General features: G+C 42.8%; 19 protein-coding genes. 9 read left to right on the top strand and 10 right to left on the bottom strand.

What is annotated here, in order from left to right; translation table 11 throughout:
• Positions 1-636 precede the first annotated feature (636 nt).
• The gene (locus HUJ21_RS12610; RefSeq protein ID WP_291370316.1) at positions 637-1,638 is read right to left on the bottom strand and encodes an acyl-ACP desaturase; all 1,002 of its coding nucleotides are present in this window, start codon (positions 1,636-1,638) and stop codon (positions 637-639) included.
• Positions 1,639-1,827: 189 nt separating this feature from the next.
• On the bottom strand, positions 1,828-2,733 hold the full coding sequence (locus tag HUJ21_RS12605) for an ATP-binding protein (RefSeq protein WP_291370314.1): 906 nt from the start codon (positions 2,731-2,733) through the stop codon (positions 1,828-1,830).
• A gap of 166 nt (positions 2,734-2,899) precedes the next feature.
• On the opposite strand from HUJ21_RS12605, the gene HUJ21_RS12600 reads away from it, so the two are divergent.
• Positions 2,900-4,156: a dipeptidase gene (locus HUJ21_RS12600; RefSeq protein ID WP_291370312.1), complete on the top strand. Its 1,257-nt coding sequence runs from the start codon at positions 2,900-2,902 to the stop codon at positions 4,154-4,156.
• Between the two features lie 122 nt (positions 4,157-4,278).
• On the opposite strand, the gene HUJ21_RS12595 is transcribed toward HUJ21_RS12600, so the two are convergent.
• The 6 genes from HUJ21_RS12595 to HUJ21_RS12570 form a co-directional block, all read right to left on the bottom strand.
• A complete protein-coding gene (locus HUJ21_RS12595) occupies positions 4,279-5,157 on the bottom strand; it encodes a TIM barrel protein (RefSeq protein ID WP_291370310.1) in 879 nt (292 codons plus the stop codon).
• 25 nt (positions 5,158-5,182) lie between these two features.
• Positions 5,183-6,226 carry a PmoA family protein gene (locus tag HUJ21_RS12590; RefSeq protein ID WP_291370308.1) on the bottom strand — a complete coding sequence of 348 codons (1,044 nt, stop codon included), beginning with the start codon at positions 6,224-6,226 and terminating at the stop codon, positions 5,183-5,185.
• Positions 6,227-6,351: 125 nt separating this feature from the next.
• Positions 6,352-7,695, bottom strand: coding sequence for a Gfo/Idh/MocA family oxidoreductase (locus HUJ21_RS12585; RefSeq protein WP_291370306.1), 1,344 nt, complete (start codon positions 7,693-7,695; stop codon positions 6,352-6,354).
• Between the two features lie 97 nt (positions 7,696-7,792).
• On the bottom strand, positions 7,793-9,814 hold the full coding sequence (locus HUJ21_RS12580; protein WP_291370304.1) for a RagB/SusD family nutrient uptake outer membrane protein: 2,022 nt from the start codon (positions 9,812-9,814) through the stop codon (positions 7,793-7,795).
• 45 nt (positions 9,815-9,859) lie between these two features.
• Positions 9,860-13,108, bottom strand: coding sequence for a SusC/RagA family TonB-linked outer membrane protein (locus HUJ21_RS12575; protein ID WP_291370302.1), 3,249 nt, complete (start codon positions 13,106-13,108; stop codon positions 9,860-9,862).
• A 543-nt stretch (positions 13,109-13,651) separates the two neighbouring features.
• A complete protein-coding gene (locus HUJ21_RS12570; RefSeq protein WP_291370300.1) occupies positions 13,652-14,182 on the bottom strand; it encodes a GNAT family N-acetyltransferase in 531 nt (176 codons plus the stop codon).
• Between the two features lie 230 nt (positions 14,183-14,412).
• Between HUJ21_RS12570 and HUJ21_RS12565 the strand changes: the two genes are divergently transcribed.
• A complete protein-coding gene (locus tag HUJ21_RS12565) occupies positions 14,413-15,864 on the top strand; it encodes an aldehyde dehydrogenase (NADP(+)) (RefSeq protein WP_291370298.1) in 1,452 nt (483 codons plus the stop codon).
• An 82-nt stretch (positions 15,865-15,946) separates the two neighbouring features.
• On the opposite strand, the gene HUJ21_RS12560 is transcribed toward HUJ21_RS12565, so the two are convergent.
• Complete coding sequence (locus HUJ21_RS12560; RefSeq protein WP_366483691.1) at positions 15,947-16,264, bottom strand: DUF721 domain-containing protein; 318 nt, start codon at positions 16,262-16,264, stop codon at positions 15,947-15,949.
• A 19-nt stretch (positions 16,265-16,283) separates the two neighbouring features.
• Positions 16,284-17,408 (bottom strand): radical SAM family heme chaperone HemW, encoded by a 1,125-nt coding sequence (hemW, locus tag HUJ21_RS12555; protein ID WP_291370297.1) that lies wholly within the window; start codon positions 17,406-17,408, stop codon positions 16,284-16,286.
• A 138-nt stretch (positions 17,409-17,546) separates the two neighbouring features.
• Here hemW and HUJ21_RS12550 point away from each other — a divergent pair, with 138 nt between their 5' ends.
• The 7 genes from HUJ21_RS12550 to gldL all read left to right on the top strand — a co-directional run bounded on the left by HUJ21_RS12550 (position 17,547) and on the right by gldL (position 25,225).
• Positions 17,547-18,461 carry an SMP-30/gluconolactonase/LRE family protein gene (locus HUJ21_RS12550; RefSeq protein ID WP_291370295.1) on the top strand — a complete coding sequence of 305 codons (915 nt, stop codon included), beginning with the start codon at positions 17,547-17,549 and terminating at the stop codon, positions 18,459-18,461.
• Between the two features lie 83 nt (positions 18,462-18,544).
• Positions 18,545-20,194, top strand: coding sequence for a hypothetical protein (locus HUJ21_RS12545; protein ID WP_291370318.1), 1,650 nt, complete (start codon positions 18,545-18,547; stop codon positions 20,192-20,194).
• Entirely contained in the window at positions 20,194-21,309 is a 1,116-nt protein-coding gene (locus tag HUJ21_RS12540) for a DUF4271 domain-containing protein (RefSeq protein WP_291370293.1), read from the top strand. Before HUJ21_RS12545 ends, HUJ21_RS12540 begins: the two co-directional genes overlap by 1 nt.
• Before the next feature lie 16 nt (positions 21,310-21,325).
• Complete coding sequence (locus HUJ21_RS12535) at positions 21,326-22,099, top strand: uroporphyrinogen-III synthase (RefSeq protein WP_166141954.1); 774 nt, start codon at positions 21,326-21,328, stop codon at positions 22,097-22,099.
• Between the two features lie 77 nt (positions 22,100-22,176).
• Positions 22,177-23,151, top strand: a complete 975-nt coding sequence (locus HUJ21_RS12530) for a type IX secretion system membrane protein PorP/SprF (protein ID WP_291370292.1) — start codon at positions 22,177-22,179, stop codon at positions 23,149-23,151.
• 114 nt (positions 23,152-23,265) lie between these two features.
• Positions 23,266-24,360, top strand: a complete 1,095-nt coding sequence (gldK, locus tag HUJ21_RS12525; protein ID WP_166141958.1) for a gliding motility lipoprotein GldK — start codon at positions 23,266-23,268, stop codon at positions 24,358-24,360.
• A gap of 61 nt (positions 24,361-24,421) precedes the next feature.
• Complete coding sequence (gene gldL, locus HUJ21_RS12520) at positions 24,422-25,225, top strand: gliding motility protein GldL (protein ID WP_291370288.1); 804 nt, start codon at positions 24,422-24,424, stop codon at positions 25,223-25,225.
• Positions 25,226-25,272 lie beyond the last annotated feature (47 nt).

Here is a 25,272-nt window from a genome sequence, read left to right as displayed (position 1 = left end):
TTTTTTATAGTATTAGTTCTACCAATGACGTAATTAAAACTGTTTTATTCAAAGTGTGACTCACGAAAAATTTAAAAAGAAGATGTGTAATTTAATTACGAAAAGAGGGTGGGCCGACAAAAAACCGGGGTGCGCAGGGGGTTTGCGTGGTGAAGGATTTTTTTGTCTTGATTTTTTGGTACTTTTTGATCAAGAAAAAAGTACAATAAAAACAGGTTAAATTAATAAAAATAACATTTAACTCACCATTATCCATTAAACAATGAGATGTTTATTTACCCTTATTGCTGATTTTAAGCCATAATCCTGATACAAGAAAGAACCCTAAATTCCCCTATAATGCAAAAACCTACATCGTCATCCCGATTTCTGAATTTTTAAAAATTATTTCTTGCAGTGACGGTAAGGTGGTTATTAGATAATTATATAATAAACCCAGGATATAAAGCTAAAATCATTTTGTAAGAAACTGAAAAATAACCACTTAGTAGTAAATGCAAAAAAAATACCCCGAACGGGGTATTTTTTTTAGTTGGTGCATCACCTACCTTTGTTATGGGTGATTAAGCAACTTTTTAAGCTTTAATTTTGCAAAGTTCTAAAAGGGCAATTTTATTTCTATTTTTTGGCCCTTTTTTATTTTAACCATGCCAGGCTGATTTCATCAGGAGTTTTCATCCTGTCTGCCAGTCGGGAATACCGGGCAGATAAACCAGCCAGATATTCTTGCGCTTTAGCGGCAACATCATTTAGCCCCGTAGCCGTCTCCACTTGCCAAAGTTTTACCAAATGATCAATGATTCGGGCGTAATCCCAACCGGTATAAATCCCCACTTTTTGAGTAATGGCAGAAAACTGGTCAAAAATGGTAGGGTTTTTACCTCCTTCTCCCATCAATACCGCGGGCATAACAATTTGTTTCCGCATCATTTTCTCAAAAGCCAGCATGGCACCACTGGGATCTATCTTGAATATTTCAGACATGAAGCTTTTGTAGGCCTTTTCATGCCTGGCTTCATCCCCGGCAATTTGTTTGCATATTTTACCTAATACGGTGTCTCCTGCCTTATCGGCCAGTTTACCCGTGTTGACATGAGAAATCTTGGTCGCCCTTTCCTGAAAAGAAGTATAAATGATTGCCTGGTAGGGATCTTTCTCAGATCTGGGATCAAACCCGTTGTAAATTAACCGGTGAATGGTTTGCTCTACCTTCCTCATATCAGCCCTTCCGGAGAGGTACAGGTATTTATTTAACAGGTCACCATGTCGGTTTTCCTCTGCAGTCCAGGCTTTGGTCCATTTAACCCAACCCCTTTCACTGGTCAGAGATCCTTCATCATTTACCCCTGCCAACATATTGAAATAAGTTTGGTAGCTGGGCAATGCCTCTTCTGTGATCATGTTGCCCACTAATGAGGTTATGAGGGTGTCTGGAATACCTGCAGCCCGTTCACGCAGCAACCGAACCTGATCCAATGCATCTGGCTGAGACATGTCCGGAAGAAAATCAGTTGGCTGCCAGCAATCATCAGGATCCATAAGGGTAGTTCCTACTGTTTCCGTCACAAAGTCATCTAATTGGTTGATGACTTCAGCATTCTTTTCCAATTCGTAATTGATATTTTCTGACTTATTCATAAACTATGCTCTCGCTTTGTGATGCCTATATGTTTGGTATCACCAAACACTACATCTTTCTGCAAATTAACTACAATGTCCTTAAAAATTAAAATAATAATTTTTTGACAAGACACCTAACATCCTGTACTTCTATAACGAATGCATTGAAATATTCATTCAATATTATAATGAAATTCGAAAATTCTCTCAATAAGATAATTTATATGCCGCCACTTTGTTCTTAAAGAAAGTTGGAACCAGGACGATATTGTCACCTGGAATAAACCCGATGTCAGCTGTATTTGATTCCTCTTCTGTGGTATCAAGTATTTTGGTGGCGGTTCCATCCTGGATAAGAAATACTTCCCCACCCCATTTGCTGGCTATAAAGGTGTTTTCATCAATAACAATTAATCCATCACCGCCGGTAACTTCAGCATTAATGATCTGAAAACTGCCGTCTGGTTCATATTGTTTCAATCCTTCGGCATCCAGGCCATACAGGGTATTCCCATTTCCTACGCGTAGGCCATTGATGCTATTTTGCTCTTCCGCAAATGTCTGAATGGCCCCATCTTCCAGGTAATGGATCTTATTAGTCCTCATGTCTGAAAAGTAAACCTTTTCTCCATCGGTTGCCGCATCATTTAGAAAAACAGCTCCGTCAATCTCGAAGGTATTGTTGGTTTCACCAGTGGCCAGTTCAATCTCAAGCAAACGATCGATATCAGTGACATACAAATAATCGCCTTTGACGGCCATTCCTTTTGGTGCATTTAGTCCGCTTACCCAGTCTCGTTCCAGGATTTCTCCTTCCGTATTGACTTTGGAAATAGAACCAACGCCATCTTTTTCGTCAGGCCCACCTTCGATATTGGCTACATAAATCTGTCCATTGCTTTCCTCATAATGAACCGACTCATTGGTTGTCAGGTCCGGGCTGGTTTCCCACAGCAAGTCCAAACCTGGACTGGGTGAGCTGGTAACTTCTTCTTCGACCATTTCATTTTCACTTTCCTTATCGGAATTGGCAGGTCCGCAACTCCAAAAAATTGAAAGTATCAGGGATAGCGTCCATATTGTAATAGTTGAGGGTGTTTTTGAAGACTTCATGGTTGTAGTTTTTAGATTCAATACCAAATTTCGCTATTTTTTTTGTGGAATGCTTAATTTTCACCAGAAAATGAGTTTTTAGTACGGTAGTTATGATCCGAAAGATCAGTATATTTGGTTCTTGATTTATTTAATTCACAACTACTAACGACAAAAATTACAGAAAATGAAACAATTTACGTTTATTTTACTACTTGGCTTTGCTTTTTTGGCAATTTCTTGTGGAAATGGTGCAGAAGAATCCGTTGATTATTCTCAGCTTTCAGAAGAAGAAATAATGGAAATAGCGACAGATTTAGCACAAAACACGATCATGGTAGATGGTCATGTGGATTTACCCTACAGAATGAAAGTTGGGGGCTTTACCTTGCAGCGGGAGATATTAAACGTTGCGGAAAGGACTGAAGGAGGTAATTTCGATTTTCCCAGATCCAAAGAGGGGGGGCTTGATGCACCTTTCATGTCCATCTATATCCCTTCCCGATACCAGGAAATGGGAGGGGCAAAAGCCCTTGCGGATTCCCTCATCTTAATGACTGAGAGACTGACTACCACCTGGCCTGATAAATTTGGACTGGCATATGGACCCGATGAAATCAAGGAGAATTTTGAAGCTGGTAAGATATCCCTGCCTATGGGAATGGAAAATGGGGCTCCCATCGAGGATAATCTCGATAACATCAGGTACTTTTATGAAAGGGGTATCAGGTACATCACCTTAACCCACGGTAAGGATAATTTAATTGGTGACTCCTCTTATGACACGACCTATACCCACGGAGGACTTAGCGAATTTGGAGTTGAGGTAGTAAAGGAAATGAACCGGGTAGGTATCATGGTGGATATTTCGCATGTCTCGGACGATACTTTTTATGATGTAATGGAAGTTAGCCAGGTGCCGGTGATTGCTTCCCATTCTTCGGCCAGGCGTTTTACTCCTGGTTTTGAAAGGAATATGGGAGATGAAATGATCAAAAAACTTGCTGAGAATGATGGAGTTATTATGATCAATTTTGGAGGTAGTTTTATCGATCAGGATTTTCGGGAGGGAAATGACGCTGCCAGGGAGCATATTATCAACTGGTTGGCAGAGAATGAACTTAGCAGGAATGACCCTGAAGCACAGGAATACATATCGGCCTATGTAGCAGAAAACAATCCTTTTCCTTCTGTTCAAAGGGTTGCGGACCATTTTGACCATATCGTAGGCCTGGTGGGTATCGATCACCTGGGTTTCGGGTCAGATTTTGACGGTGTGGGAGATACCCTTCCTACAGGGTTGAAAGATGTTTCCATGTATCCAAATCTAATAGCCGAATTGCTGAAAAGGGGATACAGCAAGGAAGATATTGAGAAGTTTTGCTATAAAAATGTTTTCAGAGTCTGGAAGGCGGTGGAGGATTTTGCCAAAGCATCCGCCTGATTATAGCGTATTTTTCCAGTCACTTTCACAACTGCAATGGTATTTTGGCCATAAACAAAAAAGCCACCGGAAATTATTTTCCGGTGGCTTTTTTGTTGTGAATCGGTATCTTTTAACAACGATTAAGCCCTGGTCATGGCATTGAATAAACGCAATTGTTCTTTCATCGCTGCTATCCGGTCTTCAGGAGAAGTCCGCGCTTCCAGTAAAATCCAACCCTTATAATTCATTTGTGTAAATAACTTCATAAGCTCCTGGTAAGGATAGTCACCTTCATTGAGTTCGCGGATATGGACTGTATCTCCAAACCATTTTTTGACAGAGTCAAAGTTTGCCTCAAGTCCCGGTGGCAACAAATCCTGGTCATTACAGTTCCAGCATACTTTTACGCTATCCTCGGTGACCTGATCAAAGATGGCCTTCATGTTGGGCAGTTGCTGGGTAAGCTTACCATGTACTTCCACCCTGACCAATTGTCCAAGATCACTGGCAAACCGGCCGACTTCATTGAAAGAAGCGGCGATTTGTGCAATGGTTTTTTCTTTGGATACTTCTTCGGGAAGGCCATTGGGTTTGACCTTAATTCCAGTGGCTCCAATGTCTTTACAAAGTTGGAGGTATTTTTTGGTCCCTTCGATATTCTCCCTGACTTCTGCCTGATCGGCGTAATGGTAGGCAAAATTCGAACCATATCCCAGGCAGGTAACAGGGCTATCGGCAAATCGCTTTTTTACCTCCCTGCGTTGCCTTGCTGAAAGACTAATCTCTACCCCATGCGCATGTTCGGTACGCAGTTCGACTCCCAGCAGGCCGGTTTCTTCACAATTAGCTATTAGTTCGGGCAATTCCCAGTCCTTGCCCCACTGGTAGGTGACCAGACCGAGCTGCATATTGGAATTTTGGGCAAAAGCGGAAGAAAGGGCTGGGTTCCATAAAGCAAGTCCCAATCCGGCAGCCATGCTTTTTTGGAGAAAACCTCTTCTAGATTGATGGTTATCCATAATGGTGTGTTTAATTGGGGCTGTTTTATTGTTTGGCGTACTCATCAGCCAATTCATTGATTTCCGCATCGGAGAGATCCGCTGAGGCTACCACAAACCGGTATTTGAATGTGGCTGTTTCTCCATTTTCCAGACTAAAATTCAACTCATTTTCGCCACCAGACAAAGCTTTTTGTCCCAGGGTATTGGCAGCAAAAAGCCCATAATCCCTGGCATGCCAATAAGTAGGATAGCCCGCATTGTCGGGGTGATCTATGATAACCAGAGATACAGGCTCTCCTTTGATCTCACTGGAAAGTTTCATCCAGCGCCCTCTGGTTCCCCATACATCTCCACCTTCTATGCCTTCCGAACTCCTGTAATCTCCCTTCACGTAGGTATTATCCATTTTTTCCACACGGGTTTTTACGCCATGGGAATCCATCAGTTCGGTAGGTTTGTCTGTGGGAAGTTCCAATTCACGGCTTACCCGGATCGCAAACATTCCTTCTTTGTTGTCTGTAAAATCAACCTCTTCAACGGCGGCAGTCAATTTAGTGGTACGGTCAATAATACGCATGTCCTCCGTTGCGCTAAATTTAAAGGAAGTTTCTTCTTCAAGTAAGGTTGTATTGTCCGGTCCCTTCCAGAGAGAATTGGTTTCCAGGACAGCTTTACCATTTCCTCCTTTGGCTTTTTCAACAGATTGATGAAAGATTGTCCCATATCCATCTTTTCTTTCAGCAGGAATAGCTTCAGAATTATTCCAAAAGTCAAGACCGTTCACATCACCGTAATTGAGCCAAATACCCACATGATGGGGGTGATCGGTACGGTCTCCTTCCTTATTGATTAAGGGGTAACTTCGGGTAACCATGTTTCCTCCCGGAGACATGACCGGCCACAATACTGGTTTCATGATATTATCGGGGTATATATAGGAAGTAAAATGTTCCCCACCTACCATGACATCCACTTTCTTTTCGGCCTCATTTACCTGTAATTCAATTTTTTCTTTGCTCTTTTTCTGAGCAAAAAGTAAAGTGCTGCTACTCATTACCATGATCAATATGATTGCGCTATATTTCATCCTTTGATTGTTTTAAACGGCTGATTTAACATTGAATTTTCACTGAAGATAACACCTGCCAGATAATATTGGCCTGACAGGTGTATCATATGGTCCGGTTTAGAAACCATCATTAAGCTTGATCATCAGACCCTTTCAGGCACCTCAAAACCCTTTCTGTAATTGCGGGTAAGCATTTGGTCTGCTTCGTCGTCATTGACAAATGTTTCTGACTGAGGGTTGAATGTCAGGACGCGTTCCAGTTTATAGGCAATATTTCCCAGATGGGCCAGACCAGAAGAAAGGTGAGCTGTTTCAACAGGACCATTGAGGATGGTTTTGTCATGTTTTCGGACAGCTTCGATGAAATTGGCAAAATGACCATCGGTACCCCCAGCACCTCTGTCCATTCCGGTTCCGGATTCTCCTCCATCATCCCCTGATTTTCCTGGAGTCCGGTCCTGGCCAAGGAAGGATTTGTATTTATCGTAGCCGTCTACCACGATGTATCCTTTGTCTCCATAGAAGATATTGCCTACAGTGGCTCCACCCTCTTCGTTGGTGCACCAGGGCCTTACCTCAAATTGGATGATTTTATTCTCCTCCGGGTAATTGTAAACAGAGGTGAGTACTTCAGGAACTTCCTTGGCATCGTTCCAAAGAAATTTACCTCCCATGGAGGTGATTTTGGTAGGCAGACCTACGTCCAATCCCCACATGCACAAATCCGTTTCATGGATACCCTGGTTGCCTACATCTCCATTACCATAATCCCAGTGCCAGTGCCAGTTGTAATGCACCAGGTTTCGGGAAAATGGACGCTTGGGAGCTGGTCCGGTCCACATATCGTAATCTATGCCTTCCGGTACAGGTGCAAAACCCTGATCCCCGATACTAGGCCTCCACCTGAATACAATACCTCTTGCCATGTACACGTTGCCGATGTATCCATCCCGCATCAATTCGATGGCTTCCCTGACGGCTGGAGAGCTGCGGAGCTGAACACCATGCTGCACAATGCGGTCGTATTTATGGGCGGCTTCCACCATTTTGCGGCCTTCCCAGATATTATGGGAGCCGGGTTTTTCAACGTATACATCTTTGCCAGCCTGACAGGCCCAGATGGTGGCCAAAGCATGCCAGTGGTTTGGCGCCGCTATACTGATCACGTCAATATCCGGATCGTCAAAGGTTCTTCGCATGTCCTGTTCCAAAGCAACATCTTTATTGTACTTTTCTTTGAAAGATTTCTGTCTTTCCTTGAGCAGGTTCATGTCCGGATCAACCAGGGTTGTAACCTGTACATTTTCTTGGTTCATCAGGCTTTGGATATGGTTTTTGCCTCTCCCATTTACGCCTAATACGGCCGCATTAATGCGGTCATTGGCACCAAAAACGCTTGAAGACACAATGGTAGGAGCTACGATGGCTGCTGAACCCGCTATGGCTGACTTTTTAATGAATGACCTTCTGGATGAATCATTATTCATAATATGCTGTATTTGAGTTTATAATTAAATATTACGTGTAAATTAAAAAATTCACCCGACTGCACATGCCTTCGGGTGAATTTTTATATGATCGGCATTACTCTCCTATGGCCCGCTGGGGATCTTCATTGGGTGCGCCAGCCGGTTGCACTACATGATTCAATGGTTCGATGTTTTCTTCAGCCCCATTATAACCCGTAGTCTGGTTGAGGGTGGCTTCCACGTTACCTACCAGGTAAGGCTGGTATACTGGCCAGAAAACATGGTGCGGATCCATGGTGTACTTCGTGGTGTTGTAGGTCGCCCATGGTACCTCGTCCCGGAAGAAATTGTTTTTTTCCATCATGCGGTCATAGTAGAAACTATTGGCCGAAAGGGATTCTTCAATGTCGTTTCCGGAGATGGAGTAGGTCTTGCCATTGTAGGCCATTTTGCCTGTTTTGGCCAGAATGACTGATATTCTTACCAGCTCATCGTGCCGGTATTCCTCTCCAAACAGCTCCCTGTTTCGCTCATCCAGCACAGCACCTATGCCCTCGGTTTGCATATCGGCTATGGTATACATGTGAATGGCATTGGCCCTTTGACGGATGGTATTGATATCCTCCGCTGCACCGGCAAGGTTGTCCTGCCAGAAGCGGGCTTCTGCCCTGACCAGATAAGCCTCAGCGATACGCATGATGTACATGTCCATTTTACCGCCATCCTGACGATCAGGTCGGGACTCTTGGTTTACAGAGTAGAACTTATACCTTGGGTAACCGTACCAGCAACGGATGGTGTCCTGGCAGGTAAGGTTGCCATTGTCATCATACAGACGAAGGGGCTGCATATAATAAGGGCTATCCTCATCTTCCAGGGTAGGGTTGTCATACAATACATCCTCCATTTCAAACCAGTTCAGGTCCTTATGGCGGTAATCCTGTTCGTCCCATGTTCCCTTAAAATTCCAGATTTCGTATTGCGAATAATTGGTCGGGCGGGCAAAACCCTGACCTCTTCCCCATTTTTTCATCATCCTGCCCCTTGCATCAGAGGTGGATTGCTGTACATCGGTTCCGATTCGAGTGGTACCCGGCTCCCAGACACCCAGGTTGGTGCTGACGAAATTGGGACCCCAGGCACGGATTCTGGCAGATCTTCCCTGTGTTCCCAGGACGAAGGGCTCATTCACTACTAACCAAATGCCTTCAGGGTTTCCAGTCTTTTGAGCGCCTCTATCCATATGAAGATAGTTTACTGCATCAACTGGAGCATAGCCTGACCTTCCGGGTAAGGGGTTACCGGTGTTTGGATTATTGGTATTGGCGACTTCCACCTCTGTCACCCCGGAAGGGATCATGTCGTCCGTAAATAACTGGGACTCTCCGCCATTGATCACATCATCCATGAGCTGCTCTGCATCCGCAAAGCGTTCGTTCAGCATATAGTATTTGGCCAGTAGAATACGGACCGCATCCTTGGGAGCCTGGCCGATGGGCAGTTGGCTTTTTGGCTTTACCCATTGTTCTGCATACTCCAGGTCTGTGATCATCTGGTCCCAGATTCCCTGCATGTTAAATACTTTAAAATCCCTTCGGGCTTCCGATACCACATTTAAAGGAAAAGCCACATTGCCGAAATCCATGGTGAGTTGCATGTAGAAAAAGGCACGCAGAAAATAAGCAGATCCCAGCAAATGGTTTCTCTCCGGATCATTTACCCCATCCGGCCATTCTGGTAAATCGATAAAGTCGATGACCGTATTGGCTTTTTTGATATGGTTGTAATTGTCCGCATAAAAGGAGCGGGCACGTCCGGCATCGTTGTTCCGTGCATTGGTGGGTGTGGCATAGGTACGCAAATCCACAAATGCATCGGGCTTATCCGTGGCGGAAACCACAGATGCGTCACTCATATTGCTGTTGAACATCAGTTCCCGGGTATCCCCGTTCCATTGAGACATTACACCTTGAAGGCCGGCATCCAATGCGGTCTGAAGTCCTGCAGCATCCCCGTAAGTATTTTCCGGACTAAGGAAGGACAAGGGTTGTTCCTCCAGAAAATCCTCCGAACAAGATACGGATGCCAGAAGGAGCATCGAAAGGCCTATTCCTTTTATTTTATTTATATTTTTCATTTTTAAATCGTTTCTGGTTAACAATTAATTTCCTTTGTCTAAGATTTAGAATGTGAAATCCAAACTAAAAGAATATGTACGGGGCATTTCCCTTGCAGACTCAGGATCTCCGAGGCTTCTTTCCCAAGGGGTAAACACAGCCGCATTCTCGATATTCAAAGCCAATCTGAGGCGTGTGCCATTCAATTTTTCCAGAATGCTTGCCGGGAGGTTATAACCCACAGACACGTTTTGTAACCTGAGATAATCCCGATTAAGCCATGCGTTTCCACCTCCCAGGTTGATGGAGTTGATACGGGCAAAATTATTTTGTCCGTTCAAGGGTGTCCAATAAGGGATAGTGTACCAGTTGTGATTTTTGATGTATTGCTGGGAATTGTTAAACGGTTCCTGAGTACCGCCTTTCCAGCCTAATTTGGCAAGAAATACCAGTCCCAGATCAAATCCTTTCCATTCGAAATCGTTTCGGAAGGTGATGTACCAGGGGTTGTTGGTCAGACCCAGGAATACTTTGTCATCCACATCGATATCCCCATCTCCATCCTGATCCACAAAACGGAAATCACCTGGGAACAAACCATATTCGGCTGCTTCATCGGCCTCATCCATCTGGTAAACTCCATTGAGGTCCCAATCCCAGATAATGTCCTTGTTTTCTCCAATAAACCAACCATTTTGCAGGTCATCCGGTTCTCTTTCAACCACATTGCCCTGAGAATCGGTCATCGGAATTGGCGCATTGCCCAATGTGGAAATCTTATTGATCGCATAGGTCACGTTGAAATTACTGGTCCAGGTAAAATCGCTCCTGGTTACATTGATAGATCGAATGCCCAGATCAAAACCCCTGTTTTGCAAATTACCCACATTGGTTTTTATCGACTCAAAACCGGTCAGTTCAGGCAATTTCTGATCCAATAACAGATCCCGGGTTTCTGATTGGTACATGTCCAGGGAACCGCTTACCCTATCATTAAAGAACCCATAGTCTATCCCTATATTAAAAGATGCGTTTCTTTCCCAGGATAAAAATGTATTCGCAATTCGGGTAATTTCCGTGCGGGGAGCGGGGAAATAACCACCATCGTAATTCAGGTAGAGCTCGTTTTCTAACTGGGCATAGGCATTGTAATCTTCCAAACCACTACTGTTGCCATTCACTCCATAACTCAATCGCAATTTCAGATAACTAAGTGCTGCACCATCCGGCATGAAGTCCTCATTGGAAATGGTCCAGGCTGCAGATAGGGAGGGGAAGTTACCTAATCGATTACTTATCCCAAATCTGGAGAAACCATCCCTTCTTAACGAAGCAGAAAAATTATACCGATCTCCATAAGCATAGTTAATCCTTCCCATCAGACCTGTTCTGGAATTCACCTCATCATAAGAAGACATGGTAGGGTTCAATCCCAATTGCACTGCATGGTAACCCAGTGCGGCGGTAGGGGAGAAATTATTGGTAATGGCCCTGGTTTCCCAGAATTGATTTTTTTCGGTGTTGTACAGACCGGTAAAGCTTAAGCGGTGTTCACCAAAGGCCTTATCCCAATTCAGGATGGTATTGGATTGCCACCTGAAGGAGTCATTGTACCTTCTCTCTGCACGGTCAACCGCACGTTGAGGATTCCCCTGAGCATCAAAATCAAACCTTTTCCGTACATCAAAGCGCGGGGTATAATCCGTACGCAAGCTGAATCCATACGGAAGGGTGATGTTCGCATAAAGGGTAGGATTTATCATAAACCGTGTATGGCTTCGGGTGTTCCAGGAAGGTTCTTGGTAAGGATTACTAATATTTGAACCCGCAGCCTGATCGTTCAGGTTTTCCCGTGTTCTTGGGGCACCATTAGCCCAGGGTTGGTCATAGGGAGAATATACCCGGTATCCACCATTGTCAATAGCTTCCTGGCCTTCATTCTGAAAAGTGAATTGGGTGTTGGTACCAATGCTTATAAATTCGCCCAGGTTTACATCCAGGTTTAAACGAGAAGTAATTGTTTCAAAGGTTTCACCTAATTGAACCGATTCCCGATCACTATATCCCAGAGAATAATAGTAAGAAACGCGTTCGTTTCTTCCGGAAACACTAAGATCGTAATCTTGTCTGACTCCGGTGTGGAACAGAAAGTCCTGCCAGTCGTAAGTGACACCATTTCGGTAGTTTTCCAATTCGATATCCCAGAAACCAAAGTTATTTACCCTGGCCATTCGGATGGCTTCCGGATCTGTTTCTCCGGGAATACCATTGGCTGCCAACCAATCGTCCTGGTATTGTGGGTCAATGTCGTTATAGTCTCTGAAACGAGTCCAGGGTTCCGTGATGGAATTGGTGATCGTTTCATTCATGTCCGTCAGCCAGTTCAGCACTTCCTCTCCGCCTTTGTAGGTTTGCTGCCTTCTGCCACCAGTGACCAGTCCAACCCTGGAGCTAAAGGTGATTTGTGGCTTTCCGTAGGCACCTTTTTTGGTGGTAAAGATAACCACCCCATTTGTGGCCTGTGAACCGTATACCGCTGCCGCACTGGCATCCTTCAGCACATCCACACTTTCAATGGTGTTTGGATTGATCTCCGCCAGGTCTCCCTGAAAGATGACTCCATCTAATACAATTAAGGGTCTGTTGGCAGCCCTTTCGTCGTCTGAATCAGCCTTCATGGAGTTATCTCCCCGGACCTGAAAATCGGGTACGTTTCGCGCATTGGTTGCGTAACCCACACTCAAACCCGGCACAGTGGTTCGCAATATTTCCGAAACACTGGTCGGTTTGTATTTCATTACTTCCTCTGCCTGCACGTTGACGACGGCACCGGTCAGGTCCTTTTTCTTTTGAGTTCCATAACCCACAACCACTACTTCATCCAGTGCCTGGGCACTTTCTACCAGCTCCACGTCGATGGTGGATTGGTTGTTGACTGCGATGGTTTGACTCTCAAACCCTATAAAGGAGAATACTATGGAAGCACCATCGGGAACGGTGATGCTGTAATTTCCATCGATGTCCGTAGCGGTACCAATGGAAGTGCCCGGGACAGAAACGGTAGCTCCGGGAATAGGTTCACCATTACTATCGGTAACCGTACCACTGACAGTGACATCAAAAGGATCGTTTACGATTTCTCTATCCAAAGTAAGTTTGGATACCTTTGAAAGAAAGTTGCTTTCAAATCCACTTCTGTTTTCGTTCATATAGCTGTCCCCGGCCAATAAGCTTTCGGAAAACAAACTAAACACAATTGCCGCAGCTGCAAACTTAGAAGTTGCCGTCCAGCAAGAAGGTAATTTTCTTTTCATAATAAAATTTGGGTTTAATTAATTGGATAAGTAACTATCAAAGTTAGTTACAGACTTACCAGCGTGTTACATAGGCTATTTTAGGTTTATGTCATATGAATGTTTTAAGCCTTTTTTGGGTGATAATTGAGGTTATAAGCTTTCACTTTTTTTAGATTGCGGAATCGATTGCACTACTATATCAAAGCAAATGCGACTGCCGTTCTTAAATTAATATTACCTTTTGAATAGGGTATTTTTCTTTTAACATTTTTTTAGAGGTTTAATTATAGAAAAAAATGGCAAGCCAAAAAAATTATTCCGGTTATTTTTAAAAAAACTCTCTTTTATTTGAGCTGCTTAAAACATAATTTTTTTTAAAAAACAATTAAAGAATAATCATCTGTGCCAAAAAATGGTAAACAACTAAAGTTAGATCAGATGAACCTCGATTTGGAAAATTTATAGCAGACAGCCAGTACCTGTATAGTGGTTAATTCCCATTTATATGGTTTGCGAAAAAATTATGTCTCTGATTTTTCCCAGACTATCCTATTGGATTTTTTATTTTGTTTTATCCGCTGCAGGTAATTCCCAATGGTATTTTTGTTCGATTAAAGGAATGCCAAAGGTATCGGATTCCCTTTGTTCGGCAAGGTAAAAGCCTTCCTGAAGATAAAGGTGGGCGGCAACCTTTAAGTTTTCGGTGGTCCATAAATAAACTTTTTGGTAGAGATGCGCCCTGATGTGTTGCATGAAAAAATCGAAAAGCAGTTTTCCAAGGCCCCTGCCCCTGTAATCAGCTGTGGTGATAAAATACCGCAGTTGGGCTGTTTTTTCACCCCTGTCGATCAGCGCGATGCAACCTTTGATTTGGCCATTTGCCTTGGCGATCCAGATCTGGTCCTTTCCTTCCTGAAAATGACACACAAATTCAGCAAAGGTATGGGCAACGTATTTTTCAAAGCCCAAACCGAATCCGAAGCTATCATGATACAGCCTCCCGTGGAGTTCAATGATAGCACCAATATCTCCGGGTTCAAAATGATTGTTGATATGTATCTCCGGAAGGGAAGGGTTTTTCAGGGAAGGCATGGAATCGGACTTTTTTCAAAAACGCATGTGCATTGGCATTTACCGGTTTAAATATATAAAAGAAGCAGAGAAATTTTTATTTGAGGAGGTAAAAGCGGGTAAGAAAGGGGGTAATCTGGTTGAATTTTTTGCGACTACGCCGAATATCGTTTAACTTGAACAATCAATTTATGACCAAATGGCAAATCCTTTTATAATCAGCATTAACCCATAAAACATAAAATAAGCACATGAGTCAGATAGACATCAATTTTCAGGATGCTCAAAAGGCATTTATGACATTAAAAACTTTGGATAAGAATAAAATCGCCGGTTTCCTGGAGGAAATGGCCAAACAAATAGAGGCAATAAGGGATGATTTGATACCATCTGCCTCCAGAGAATCGCATCTCCCGGAGGGTAGAATTACCGGTGAATTGGGCAGGACACTGGGGCAGATCAGGCTTTTTGCTCAACTGGTGGATGAAGGAAGCTGGGTAGAAGCCACCATCGATCATCCGGATCCTGAAAGAAAACCTGCTCCCAAGCCGGATATCAGGAGAATGCTAAAACCCCTGGGGACGGTAGTTGTGTTTGGGGCAAGCAATTTTCCACTTGCGTTTTCTACTGCCGGAGGGGATACCGTTTCCGCCCTTGCTGCAGGATGCCCTGTCATTTACAAAGCCCATCCTGCTCATCCGGAGACTTCCCGAATGGTGGCTGAAGCGATTAAAAATGCCGTTAGAATCAGCGGTTTGCCGAAGGGGACTTTTCAACATGTAGAAGGAGGAATTGATACAGGGCAGGAAATGGTTGCGCATCCTTTGGCCAAAGCTGTGGCTTTTACCGGATCATTCAGAGGGGGGAAGGCACTTTTCGATACTTGTAATGCAAGGGAAAACCCAATTCCGGTGTTTGCTGAAATGGGAAGTGTCAATCCCATATTTGTGCTGGAAGGGTACTTGTCAAAACAAATTGAATCAGCTGCTGCGGCCTACGCTTCCTCAGTCAGTCTGGGTGTGGGGCAATTTTGCACCAATCCCGGTCTTATTTTTATACCCAAATCTCATGAAGAGGCTTTTTCTGCTGCGGTGGTGGACAGCTTAAAGGAGGTAGCAGGAGCACCCATGCTGCACGAAGGAATCTGTCACACCTATTATCAGGCGCTGGAAGCACTTTCGCAATCCAAAAAATTAACATGGTTACTGGATTCAGAGGAGACAGATGTGCTTACCGGAAATGTGGCCCTGACAAAAGTCAAAGCATCAGATTGGCTGAGTGATGAAGCTTTTCAGGAAGAAGTATTTGGACCCTTCGGCATCATTGTGGTTTATGAGCAGGAAGATCAACTGCAGGCACTGGTGGAAAATTTGAAGGGACAACTTACCTGTACGATTTGGGCGGAGGAAGAAGAATTGAAAAACAGGACGGCTTTGCTCCATCTTTTGGAGGAAAAGTGCGGTCGACTGCTATTCAAAGGAGTGCCTACGGGAGTAGAGGTTGGCCATGCCATGCAGCATGGGGGGCCGTTTCCCGCTACAACGGACAGCAGAAGCACTTCTGTGGGGACCTATGCCATCAAACGCTTTGCCAGACCGGTGGCCTATCAGGATATGCCGGAGAGTATCTGGCCCGATGCTTTAAAAGAAGGCAACCCCATGGGCATACTCCGTAAGGTGGATGGAGCATGGGTAAGTTATTGATCGGATTGAAGGTAAAAAAAGAGAAAATAAAACACCATTAAGAAAGGAAGCGGGATAAAGAAAGGTTATCCCGCTTTTTTATTTACAGAAATACGATGTCTTCCACTACATCTTTACCGTATTTTTCGGCAATCAATGACAGGATTTTAGATTTGTTCATGATCATTTCCTTTTTAAGCGGCCCCGAACTGATTTTAGCATACAGGACTTTCTTTCTGATAGATAAACTTTGGGTCCGGGAGGCCACTGTTTTACCCATCAGCGCTCCCCACTCTTGAATGACCGTTTTCTCTGAATAGGTATCCTTGAGCTTATAAGCTTCCAAAAGCTCTTCAAAAACCTCTTTTAATGGGGAGGTATTGCTTGTTCTTTGGGTGCCAGTTGGATATTTCTTCATCATATAAAGGTAGCATGATTCATTAGATAAATAATTTTGAAGCCAGGTAATCTGCCAAAAGTTTCCCTTTTCTGCTTAGGCTGACGGATTGATCTTCAACAAGAATTAAACCCTGCCTTTGCATGTCGGAGAGGGTGTTTTCTCTTTCTTTGAATAGATTCCACCCAAATTTATTTACTAAATAGACGTTATCGATTCCCCAGATGGTCCGCATGGAAGTGAGCAGGTACTCATTGAGCTGATCGTCTGCTGATAATGTCTCCTTCTGGTATGGAAGTTGGTTTTCTTTGAGTTTCCGGATATAGACCATGTTATTCGAAACATTGTATCCCCTGTGATTTCCGTCAAATGAATGGGCACCCGGACCAATGCCCAAATAGGGGATACCTTTCCAGTAATTGCTGTTGTGCCTTGAAAAAGCATTGTTTCGGGCGAAATTGGAGATTTCATACTGCAGGTAACCAGCTCTTTCCAGGCTACCTTGAAGTATTTCGAATTGTTCGGCCTGAAAATCTTCTGAGGCTGCTTTAAATTTCCCTTTTTTTTCCCAAACGCCCAAAGCTGTTTGTGGCTCTATGGTCAGGCAGTAGGAGCTGATATGGTTGGGAGCCAGTGCCAGAGTTTGGTCCAGGTCATTTTGCCAAATGTGGTGGTCGGTATGGGGAAAGCCATATATCAGATCCATGGATAAAGATTGGAAGCCCGCTTTTCGTGCCTTGTCTATGGCCAGCAGTGATTCTTTCGCATTATGGGATCTGTTATAGAATTTTAAAACATCATCGTTAAAACTTTGTATGCCAATACTTAACCGGTCAACGCCAAGCGCTAGCCATGCATCTAATTTTTCATCAATTAAATCGTCGGGGTTGGCCTCTAAAGTGGTTTCCTGAAGCTCGCAATCAAAATGTGTTTGAATGCTGTCGTAAATTTTTGCGATTTGGTCAGCAGGCAGCAGAGATGGGGTTCCCCCACCGAAATAGATGGTGTGAATGGGTCCGCTTTCGGATAAATAATGCTTTCTCAGTTCCAGCTCACGGCAGATCATGCTGACCATCTCTGATGCATGGCTTCTGTTTGTACTGAAATGAAAATCGCAATAATGACAGGCCTGCAAGCAAAAAGGAATGTGTATGTAGATACCTGCCATAACAAAGATTTGAAAGTTGAAAATCGGGATGCTTTTCCAGTGCAAATCTAAAGATTATTGATCAGGCATTTTAGGATTTGGCGATAATTGAGTTAATTTTGGATCAAAATGATCGATCATTCCCAAAACCCGTAGAAAATGATGTTGTCCAAATCAGTGCTGCCAATTTTGATGGTGTTTTTACTTTTGTCACACCTTACTTTGGCCCAAATGGATATTAAAAAAAGTTTGGTTCAAAAGAATGCCGTCCTGGAAAAGGTAGGAGAAGGGTATAGCTTTACTGAAGGACCTGCAGTGGACAGGGAGGGGAACGTTTTTTTTACCGATCAACCCAACAACAAAATCTACAGGTGGAAATTTTCAACGGGTGAGATCACTGTTTTTTCCGAGGATGCAGGAAGGTCAAACGGATTGTATTTCAACCGGGAGGGAGAATTGATTGCCTGTGCAGACCTGGACAATGAGTTGTGGTCATTTGACAAGGAGGGTAATCCAGAGGTGCTTATTGAAAACTTTAAAGGGAAAAAACTGAATGGTCCAAACGATTTATGGATCAATCCCAGGGGTGGAATTTACCTGACAGACCCTTTGTACAAGCGGGATTATTGGGAGAGAGACCCTGAAATGCAGCAGGACGGGGAGCATTTGTACTACCTGAGTAATGATGGATTACAATTTTTCAGGGTGGACGATAATCTGGTAAAACCCAATGGATTGGTCGGTACACCGGATGGGAAAAACCTCTATGTAGCCGATATAGGAGCTGATAAAACTTACATATATGACATTGAGGAAGATGGATACCTGACCAACAGGCGTTTATTTGTGGAAATGGGTTCAGATGGCATGACCCTGGATAACAGGGGGAATGTGTATCTGACAGGTGATGGGGTGACCATATTTAATAGTAAAGGAGATAAGATAGGGCATATTCCTGTAGAAGAAAAGTGGACTGCAAATGTATGTTTTGGGGCTGGAGACAGAAAAACCTTGTTCATAACGGCCATGGGTTCCGTGTATACCTTTCCAATGAAAGTACGGGGTGTTTGGTAAGCTGGTATAAAGCAATTTTTGTTTTACAGTTTTTTTTTATTTGCAGCAATTGCTTTGCGCAAGAACAGGATTATGTATTGACCGTGGAATTGTCCCGGGGAAAGGCAGAAAGTGAAATATTGGAATTTAATTTTTCAGATAGCCTGGCCATTCAAAGCTTTTCCGCAAACCTGATTGATTCGCTGCAGCGGGAGGGATATTTAAACATGGAAAGCAAACTTTTATTCATTTCGGAAAAAAAAGTACTTCTGCGTCTGAATAGTGGCAAACAGTATAAATGGATTCAACTAAAAAACGGAAACCTGGAACCTTGGGTATCGGAATCAATCAATGCCGGAGCCTATATCGGAAAAGACAGCCCATTTCGGTTTCAAAGGGTTCAACAATTGATGGATAAGATCCTGGAAACAGGACAGAATAAGGGGTTCCCTTTTATATCAGTTAAACTAGACAGTATCAATATCGAAAACGGGCAGGTTTCGGCGGCCCTAGTTATGGATAAAGGACCCCTGATCCGTTTTGATACCTTACAAATCACAGGGAATTCAAAATCCCAACCACTTTATTTGGCCAGAAAAACCGGCATTTTGCCCGGTGAGCCTTTTTCCCAAAAAAAAGTAAATCAGGTTATGGATGTGCTCAGAAATAATGTGCCTTATGTTAGCCTGGCTGGAAGTCCGGAATTGTCCTTTCAAAATGAGCAGGCCACCATATATTTGCCGGTAAATGACCGGAGAATGAATGAGATCGATGGGATCATAGGGCTGCTACCCAATGAAATTGAAGCCAGCAAGTGGTTGGTCACCGGCCAATTTGACTTGCAGCTGTATAATGTATCCGGAAAAGGAAGGGATTACCTGCTTAATTGGCAAAGGTTAACCCAATACTCCCAAAACCTCCGACTGGAAGCCCGGGAACCTTATTTTCTCGGTTCCCGGCTAGACATCAGTGGCGCTTTTTCATTTTTGAAAGAAGACACCACTTTTTTAAACCGGGATTTTACTTTTAAGGTGGGTTATCAAATGGCAGCCCATACCTACATTGATTTTTTCGGGAAGTGGCAGGCAGGGGACTTGTTGAGTGTGAGCAGGTATGAAAATGCTACTGAGTTGCCTGAAGTGGCAGATTTCAGGTACAACAATTACGGAGCTGATTTGCATTACACCAATGTGGATGACCTGATCGTCCCGAAATCCGGGTGGAGAAGTAATTTAATTTTCGGGATTGGGAATAAAATCATTAAAGAAAATACGGGTATTTCGGCAGACTTGTATTCGGGGATCGAAAAAAACTCACTTCAATACTACATTCAGGGTAAGGTTGATTATTTTCTGAAATGGAAGCAGTATTTCAGCTCCCGCTTGTCCTTACGTGCAGGGGAATTAAACAACTCCAATTTGTTGCGCAATGATTTGTTCAGGTTGGGAGGCCTGCAATCCATCAGGGGCTTCAATGAAAATTTCTTCTATACCAATCGATATGTTTATATGAATGTTGAACCCCGGTATTACTTCGGGAATTATTCGTATTTTCTTTTGTTTATGGACTTTGGCATGTTGGAGGACCAGGTAAGCCGGCAGGCAAGAGATTGGCCGTTTTCTTTTGGTGGAGGATTAAGTTTGGAAACAGCCGGAGGTATTTTTAATTTCGTCTATGCTTTGGGAAAGGCCGCCAACCAGCCTCTGGGGTTTAATTATTCGAGAATTCATTTTGGTTTTACGGGACGTTTTTAATGAAAAAGATACACAGGTTTTTTTTGATTGTGGTAAGCACCCTTTGGTTGCTGGCTTTCCCAAAACAAGCTATTTCGCAGGTTTTGTCCAATTACGATCCTGAAATAAAGCTTTCATCGGAAAAGGGTATGTTTACCCCAAATGATGCTGTATATGTTTGGGTAGATACCCGACAATTTTCAACAGCGGAATGGAGGATCAGGCTTCCTAAGGGTGCGGCATTATTTATTGAAGAAGAATTATGGCAGGTAGTGACCAATGACACCCTACTGTTTTTTTCAAATCAGGAATTGGAATCGAGGATTGGGAAAGTTGGAGAGCTAAAAATTTCTGCTTTTAAGAAGGGGATTGATCCAAAGGATTTTTCAGTAAGGAAAGGGTTTTTTGATGCGGATTCCAGCCCAGGCCAAATCCAGGACCAATCGATAGAAAATAAAAGAAGCAGGGATAGGTTCAAGGATTTCTTTTTTACCATTGTATTGGCTATTTTATTTTTTCTTGCCCTGTTTAGGGTGCTTTTCCCATCTATTTTCGGGCTTTTTTGGAATCCAATAGCCATATTTTCTTTTGAAGACCTGTGGGAATCTGTTAGTTTTTCAAAAATTTACTCGGCAGAGCTGTTGTTTTATTTGATATTGATCAATATGGGCATGGCACTGATGGGTATTTTGGGCTTCCATGTCTTTGGCATTGATTTTTTTGGGTTATCTCTGGAAAATGATATTGAAATGATGGTTTTCGTGTGGTTGGCATTTACGCTTTTATTAACCTTGATTACCTTTCTGAAATTTATTTGGCTGGGCATCAATACGTATATATTTGAACTGGAAAAAATAGCTCTTCCCCACTTTTTTTATTTGCTAAAAGTCAGCGGTTTTGGGTTATTGGTTTTGATTGGGATTACAGTGGTGGTGTATTCTAACAATCTGCTTTCTGGAAGCATGTATGTCTGGTGGCTGTTCATTTCTTTTCTTACGGTATATTCTCTCGGTATTATAGGCTTATCCATATGGTTGTACAAAAAAAATGGTTTTAATAATTATCATTTATTTTCTTACCTTTGCACCTCTGAATTGATCCCCTTTTTGGTGATTTGTAAATTTCTCCTAGGGTAAAGGAAAAAAAAATAAAATGACGCAATCAACAAAAGACAGATTAAACCGGGTTAGAAGCATTTTGGTATCTCAGCCAAAACCTTCCGACGAGCGGTCTCCATACTTTCAGTTGGCTGAAAAGTACAAGATTAAAATTGACTTCAGGCCATTCATTCAGGTGGAGCCAGTGTCTATTAAAGATTTTAGAAAACAAAAGATTGAAATTTTAAAACATACTGCGGTAATTTTTACCAGCAGAAATGCAATCGACCACTTTTTTGGGATTTGTCAGGAGTTGAAAGTTGAGATGCCCGCCGACATGAAGTACTTTTGTATTTCGGAACAAACAGCACATTATCTTCAGAAATATATTGTTATTCGAAAAAGAAAGTTGTTCGTGGGGAACCGCACTGCGGCAGATCTTTTTGATTTCTTTAAGAAACATAAATCCGAAAAATATTTATTTCCCTGTTCGGATATCAGGAAGGAAGATATTCCCAATTATTTAAACGAGAACAACATTGCCTTTACAGAGGCGATCATTTATCATACAGTTGCCGCGGACCTGTCCGATTTGAAAGACATCAAATATGATATTTTGGCTTTTTACAGTCCCTCCGGCATTAAGTCGCTTTTTAGCAATTTCCCTGATTTCGAGCAAGGAAAGACGAGAATCGCTGCTTTCGGTCCCACTACCTCACAGGCCGTTAAGGAAGAAGGCCTGATTTTGGATATTGAAGCACCCCTTCCAAATGCACCAAGTATGACGGGAGCTTTGGAACTTTACATAAAAAAAGCAAATAAAATCTGATATCTTTTAATCTTTTTTCAGGAAAATTCAGTTTAAATGTGTAGAATAGATTTTCAATTGCAAAATGTCTTTTACACATGACCATCAAATCCTACTTGTTAACCTGTGTGTTTTTTTGCCTTGCATTTCTGTTGGTTACTCCTTCAGTATTTGGTCAGCAAGATGCGCAGTTTACCCAATACATGTACAATGGTCTATTTTATAACCCTGCTTTTGCCGGAAAGGATGCTGGTTATTCAATTTCTGCCTTGCACCGCAGTCAATGGCTGGACTATACCACCAGTACGGGAGCAGGCGGGGCTCCTACGACCCAGTTGCTGTCAGCCTCTGGAAGGTTGAAAAATATTCCGGTAGGATTTGGTTTGGTAGCTGTCAACGATGAAATCGGACCATTTAACAATCAGGAAATAAATTTATCCCTGGCCTATCATTTAACCTTAGGCAGGGGTGTATTGAGTATGGGTGCTTCAGGTGGCTTTTTTTCCAGCACCATTCGATATGATGAATTTCTACCAGTGAACCCCGACCCCAATATTCCCTCTGGGGGAAATGAAAATCAGGTTCACCCCAACTTAACAGCAGGTATACTCTATGACCGTGGGAGTTTTTACCTGGGTTTGAGCAGTAGAAACCTGAATGAACCCGGATTTGATTTTGGAGATGGCAGTCTGGCCAACAGACTTGAAAATCACAATTACTTTTTGGCAGGATATAGAATAAACACTTTTGCGCAATTCACAGTTGAACCCAGTATATTGGTAAAATCAGTATCCCTAAATAATTTTTCCTATGACTTCAGCGTTATAGGCTCGTACAATAATAAAATTAGTTTGGGGCTGGCTTACAGGGGAGAGGAATCGGCATCGGTACTATTAGGTTATAGTCTGTTAAAAGATAACTCCCTCAGGCTGGGTTACGCATTTGATTTGGTAGTGGGTGGCTTGGAAGCAAAATCTCCCTCCTCCCACGAGTTTATGTTGACGTATAATTTACCCCAGGTAACCAGACAAATTGAAAGGGTGATTCAGAGAACACCTAGATTTAGGTTTTAAGGAATTAAACTTTATTGAAAAATTCCTTGTGTTTTTCTGATAAAATCTGTTAAATTTCGAATTGGTTGTTCGTTTAAATGGTTGAAAATGAATGTAGTTAATTTAATGTCATTTATGTTTAAAAAAATGAATCGGCGCTTTTTCCCCCTCATTTTGGGGTTGGTAATAATGACACTACTTCAGGGTTGTGGTCTTTTTGGAAACAAAGGCACTTCAAGTGAAAAACTTAATAGAAGAGGTGAAGTTACGGGCGTACCCAAGCGCTCTGGCTGGCAACAAGCCTTACCATTTGAAATGGCTCCCGTAAAAGCAGGAACGTTCTGGATTGGGCAGGCAGATGAAGATATCGCCTTGAGTATGTCCTCCATGAATAAGCAGGTCACGATATCCGAATTTTTTATGGATAAGCATGAGGTGTCCAACAACAAGTACAGGCAATTTCTGGACGCGGTTCGTATGGGAGATCTGGCGCTCGGTACGCCTACTACCCAGAAAGATGCACCGGAATTTGTTTTGGAAGAGTTACTTCCGGATACCACCGTATGGTCTTCAAGTTTCACCCATCATTATGGGGATCCTTTGATGGAATATTATTTTGATCATCCGGCCTTTGACGATTATCCTGTTGTAGGTATCAGTTGGGACCAGGCGAAGCAATTCTGTGAATGGAAAACGTATCACATGAATGCCAATGATGAATCCGAATTCGATATGCCCCGGTTCAGGCTTCCATTCGAAGCAGAATGGGAATACGCTGCCAAAGGAGGAAAGGAAATTGCCAAATATCCCTGGGGAGGTCCTTACCTGAAAAACAGAAGAGGATGTTTGATGGCCAATTTCAAGCCAGGACGTGGCAATTACATAGATGATGGGTTTGCCTACACTGCCCCTGTGGATGCCTTTGCCCCCAATGGATTTGGCCTGTATAATATGGCTGGTAATGTTTCAGAATGGGTAGAGGATGCTTATAATCCAGCTGCAAATGCTTTGATTTGGGATATGAACCCTACCTATAAAGACACTACCGAAACAAAAAAAGTTGTTAGAGGAGGTTCATGGAAAGATGTGGCTCACTTTTTGGAGACAAGTGCCAGAAATTACGAATACCAATATGTACAAACGGCACACATAGGTTTCCGTACCGCCATGACTTATATTGGACGGTCCGGAAGCATGGAAGTGAAGTCCAATAAAAGAAGCAGAAGATAAAATCACCTGATCACCCAATTGTAAATAATATTCCATTCATATTTAAAGTTTTTTAAAAATTATGTCAACAGAAAAAAACACTTTCGCTTATAAGTTTTATGGTTCGATCATGCCTAAGATTTATGGCATTGGAGCAGCTGTCGTTATTCTGGGAGCCATGTTTAAGATTTTGGATTGGCCCTTTGCTTCTTTAATGATTGGGGTAGGTTTAACTACCGAGGCACTCATTTTCTTTTTATCTGCCTTCGAGCCAAAAAATGAAGAATTGGACTGGACCAAAGTATATCCTGAATTGGCCGGATCCAATGCAGGTGCTGCACCTCCAAAAGTGGCAAGGACAAGCACTGATCAGACTTCTCAAAAAATGGATCAGCTATTGGAAAAAGCTAAAATTGGTCCTGAGTTGTTGGAAAGCCTGGGTAAGGGTATGCAACATCTGGCGAGCACTACCGAAAAACTGGGTACTTTGTCAGATGCCACAGTTGCCACCAACGAATACGCTGAAAATGTAAAGAAAGCCTCAAAATCCCTGGTGGATATCAACGATTCATACAGCAAGACAGCAAGCGCTTTATCAGAAATGTCTTCTGCATCTCAAGATGCCAAGGCATACAGAGACCAGATTGTCAATGTGACCAGGAATCTGTCTGCATTGAATAATGTGTATGAAGAGGAATTGAAAGACTCAAATATGCATGCAAAAACCATTAGTAAATTTTATTCCAACGTCACGGCTGCGATGGAAGGTATTGCAGAGGCCGGCAAGGAAACAGAAACTTTTAAAACCGAACTGGCGAAACTTAACCAGAATGTCAATTCCCTAAATAAAGTTTACGGAGGCATGCTTTCAGCAATGAAAGGTTAAATCGTTACTTATCAGTTCTTATTATTTTATACTATATAACTATAATT

It is taken from the genome of Cyclobacterium sp. (genome assembly GCF_014762705.1).
In the GTDB taxonomy this organism is placed as follows: Bacteria; Bacteroidota; Bacteroidia; order Cytophagales; family Cyclobacteriaceae; genus Cyclobacterium.
The sequence above is the reverse complement of the archived record's forward strand: the minus strand, read 5'-3'. Positions and strand labels throughout refer to the sequence as shown.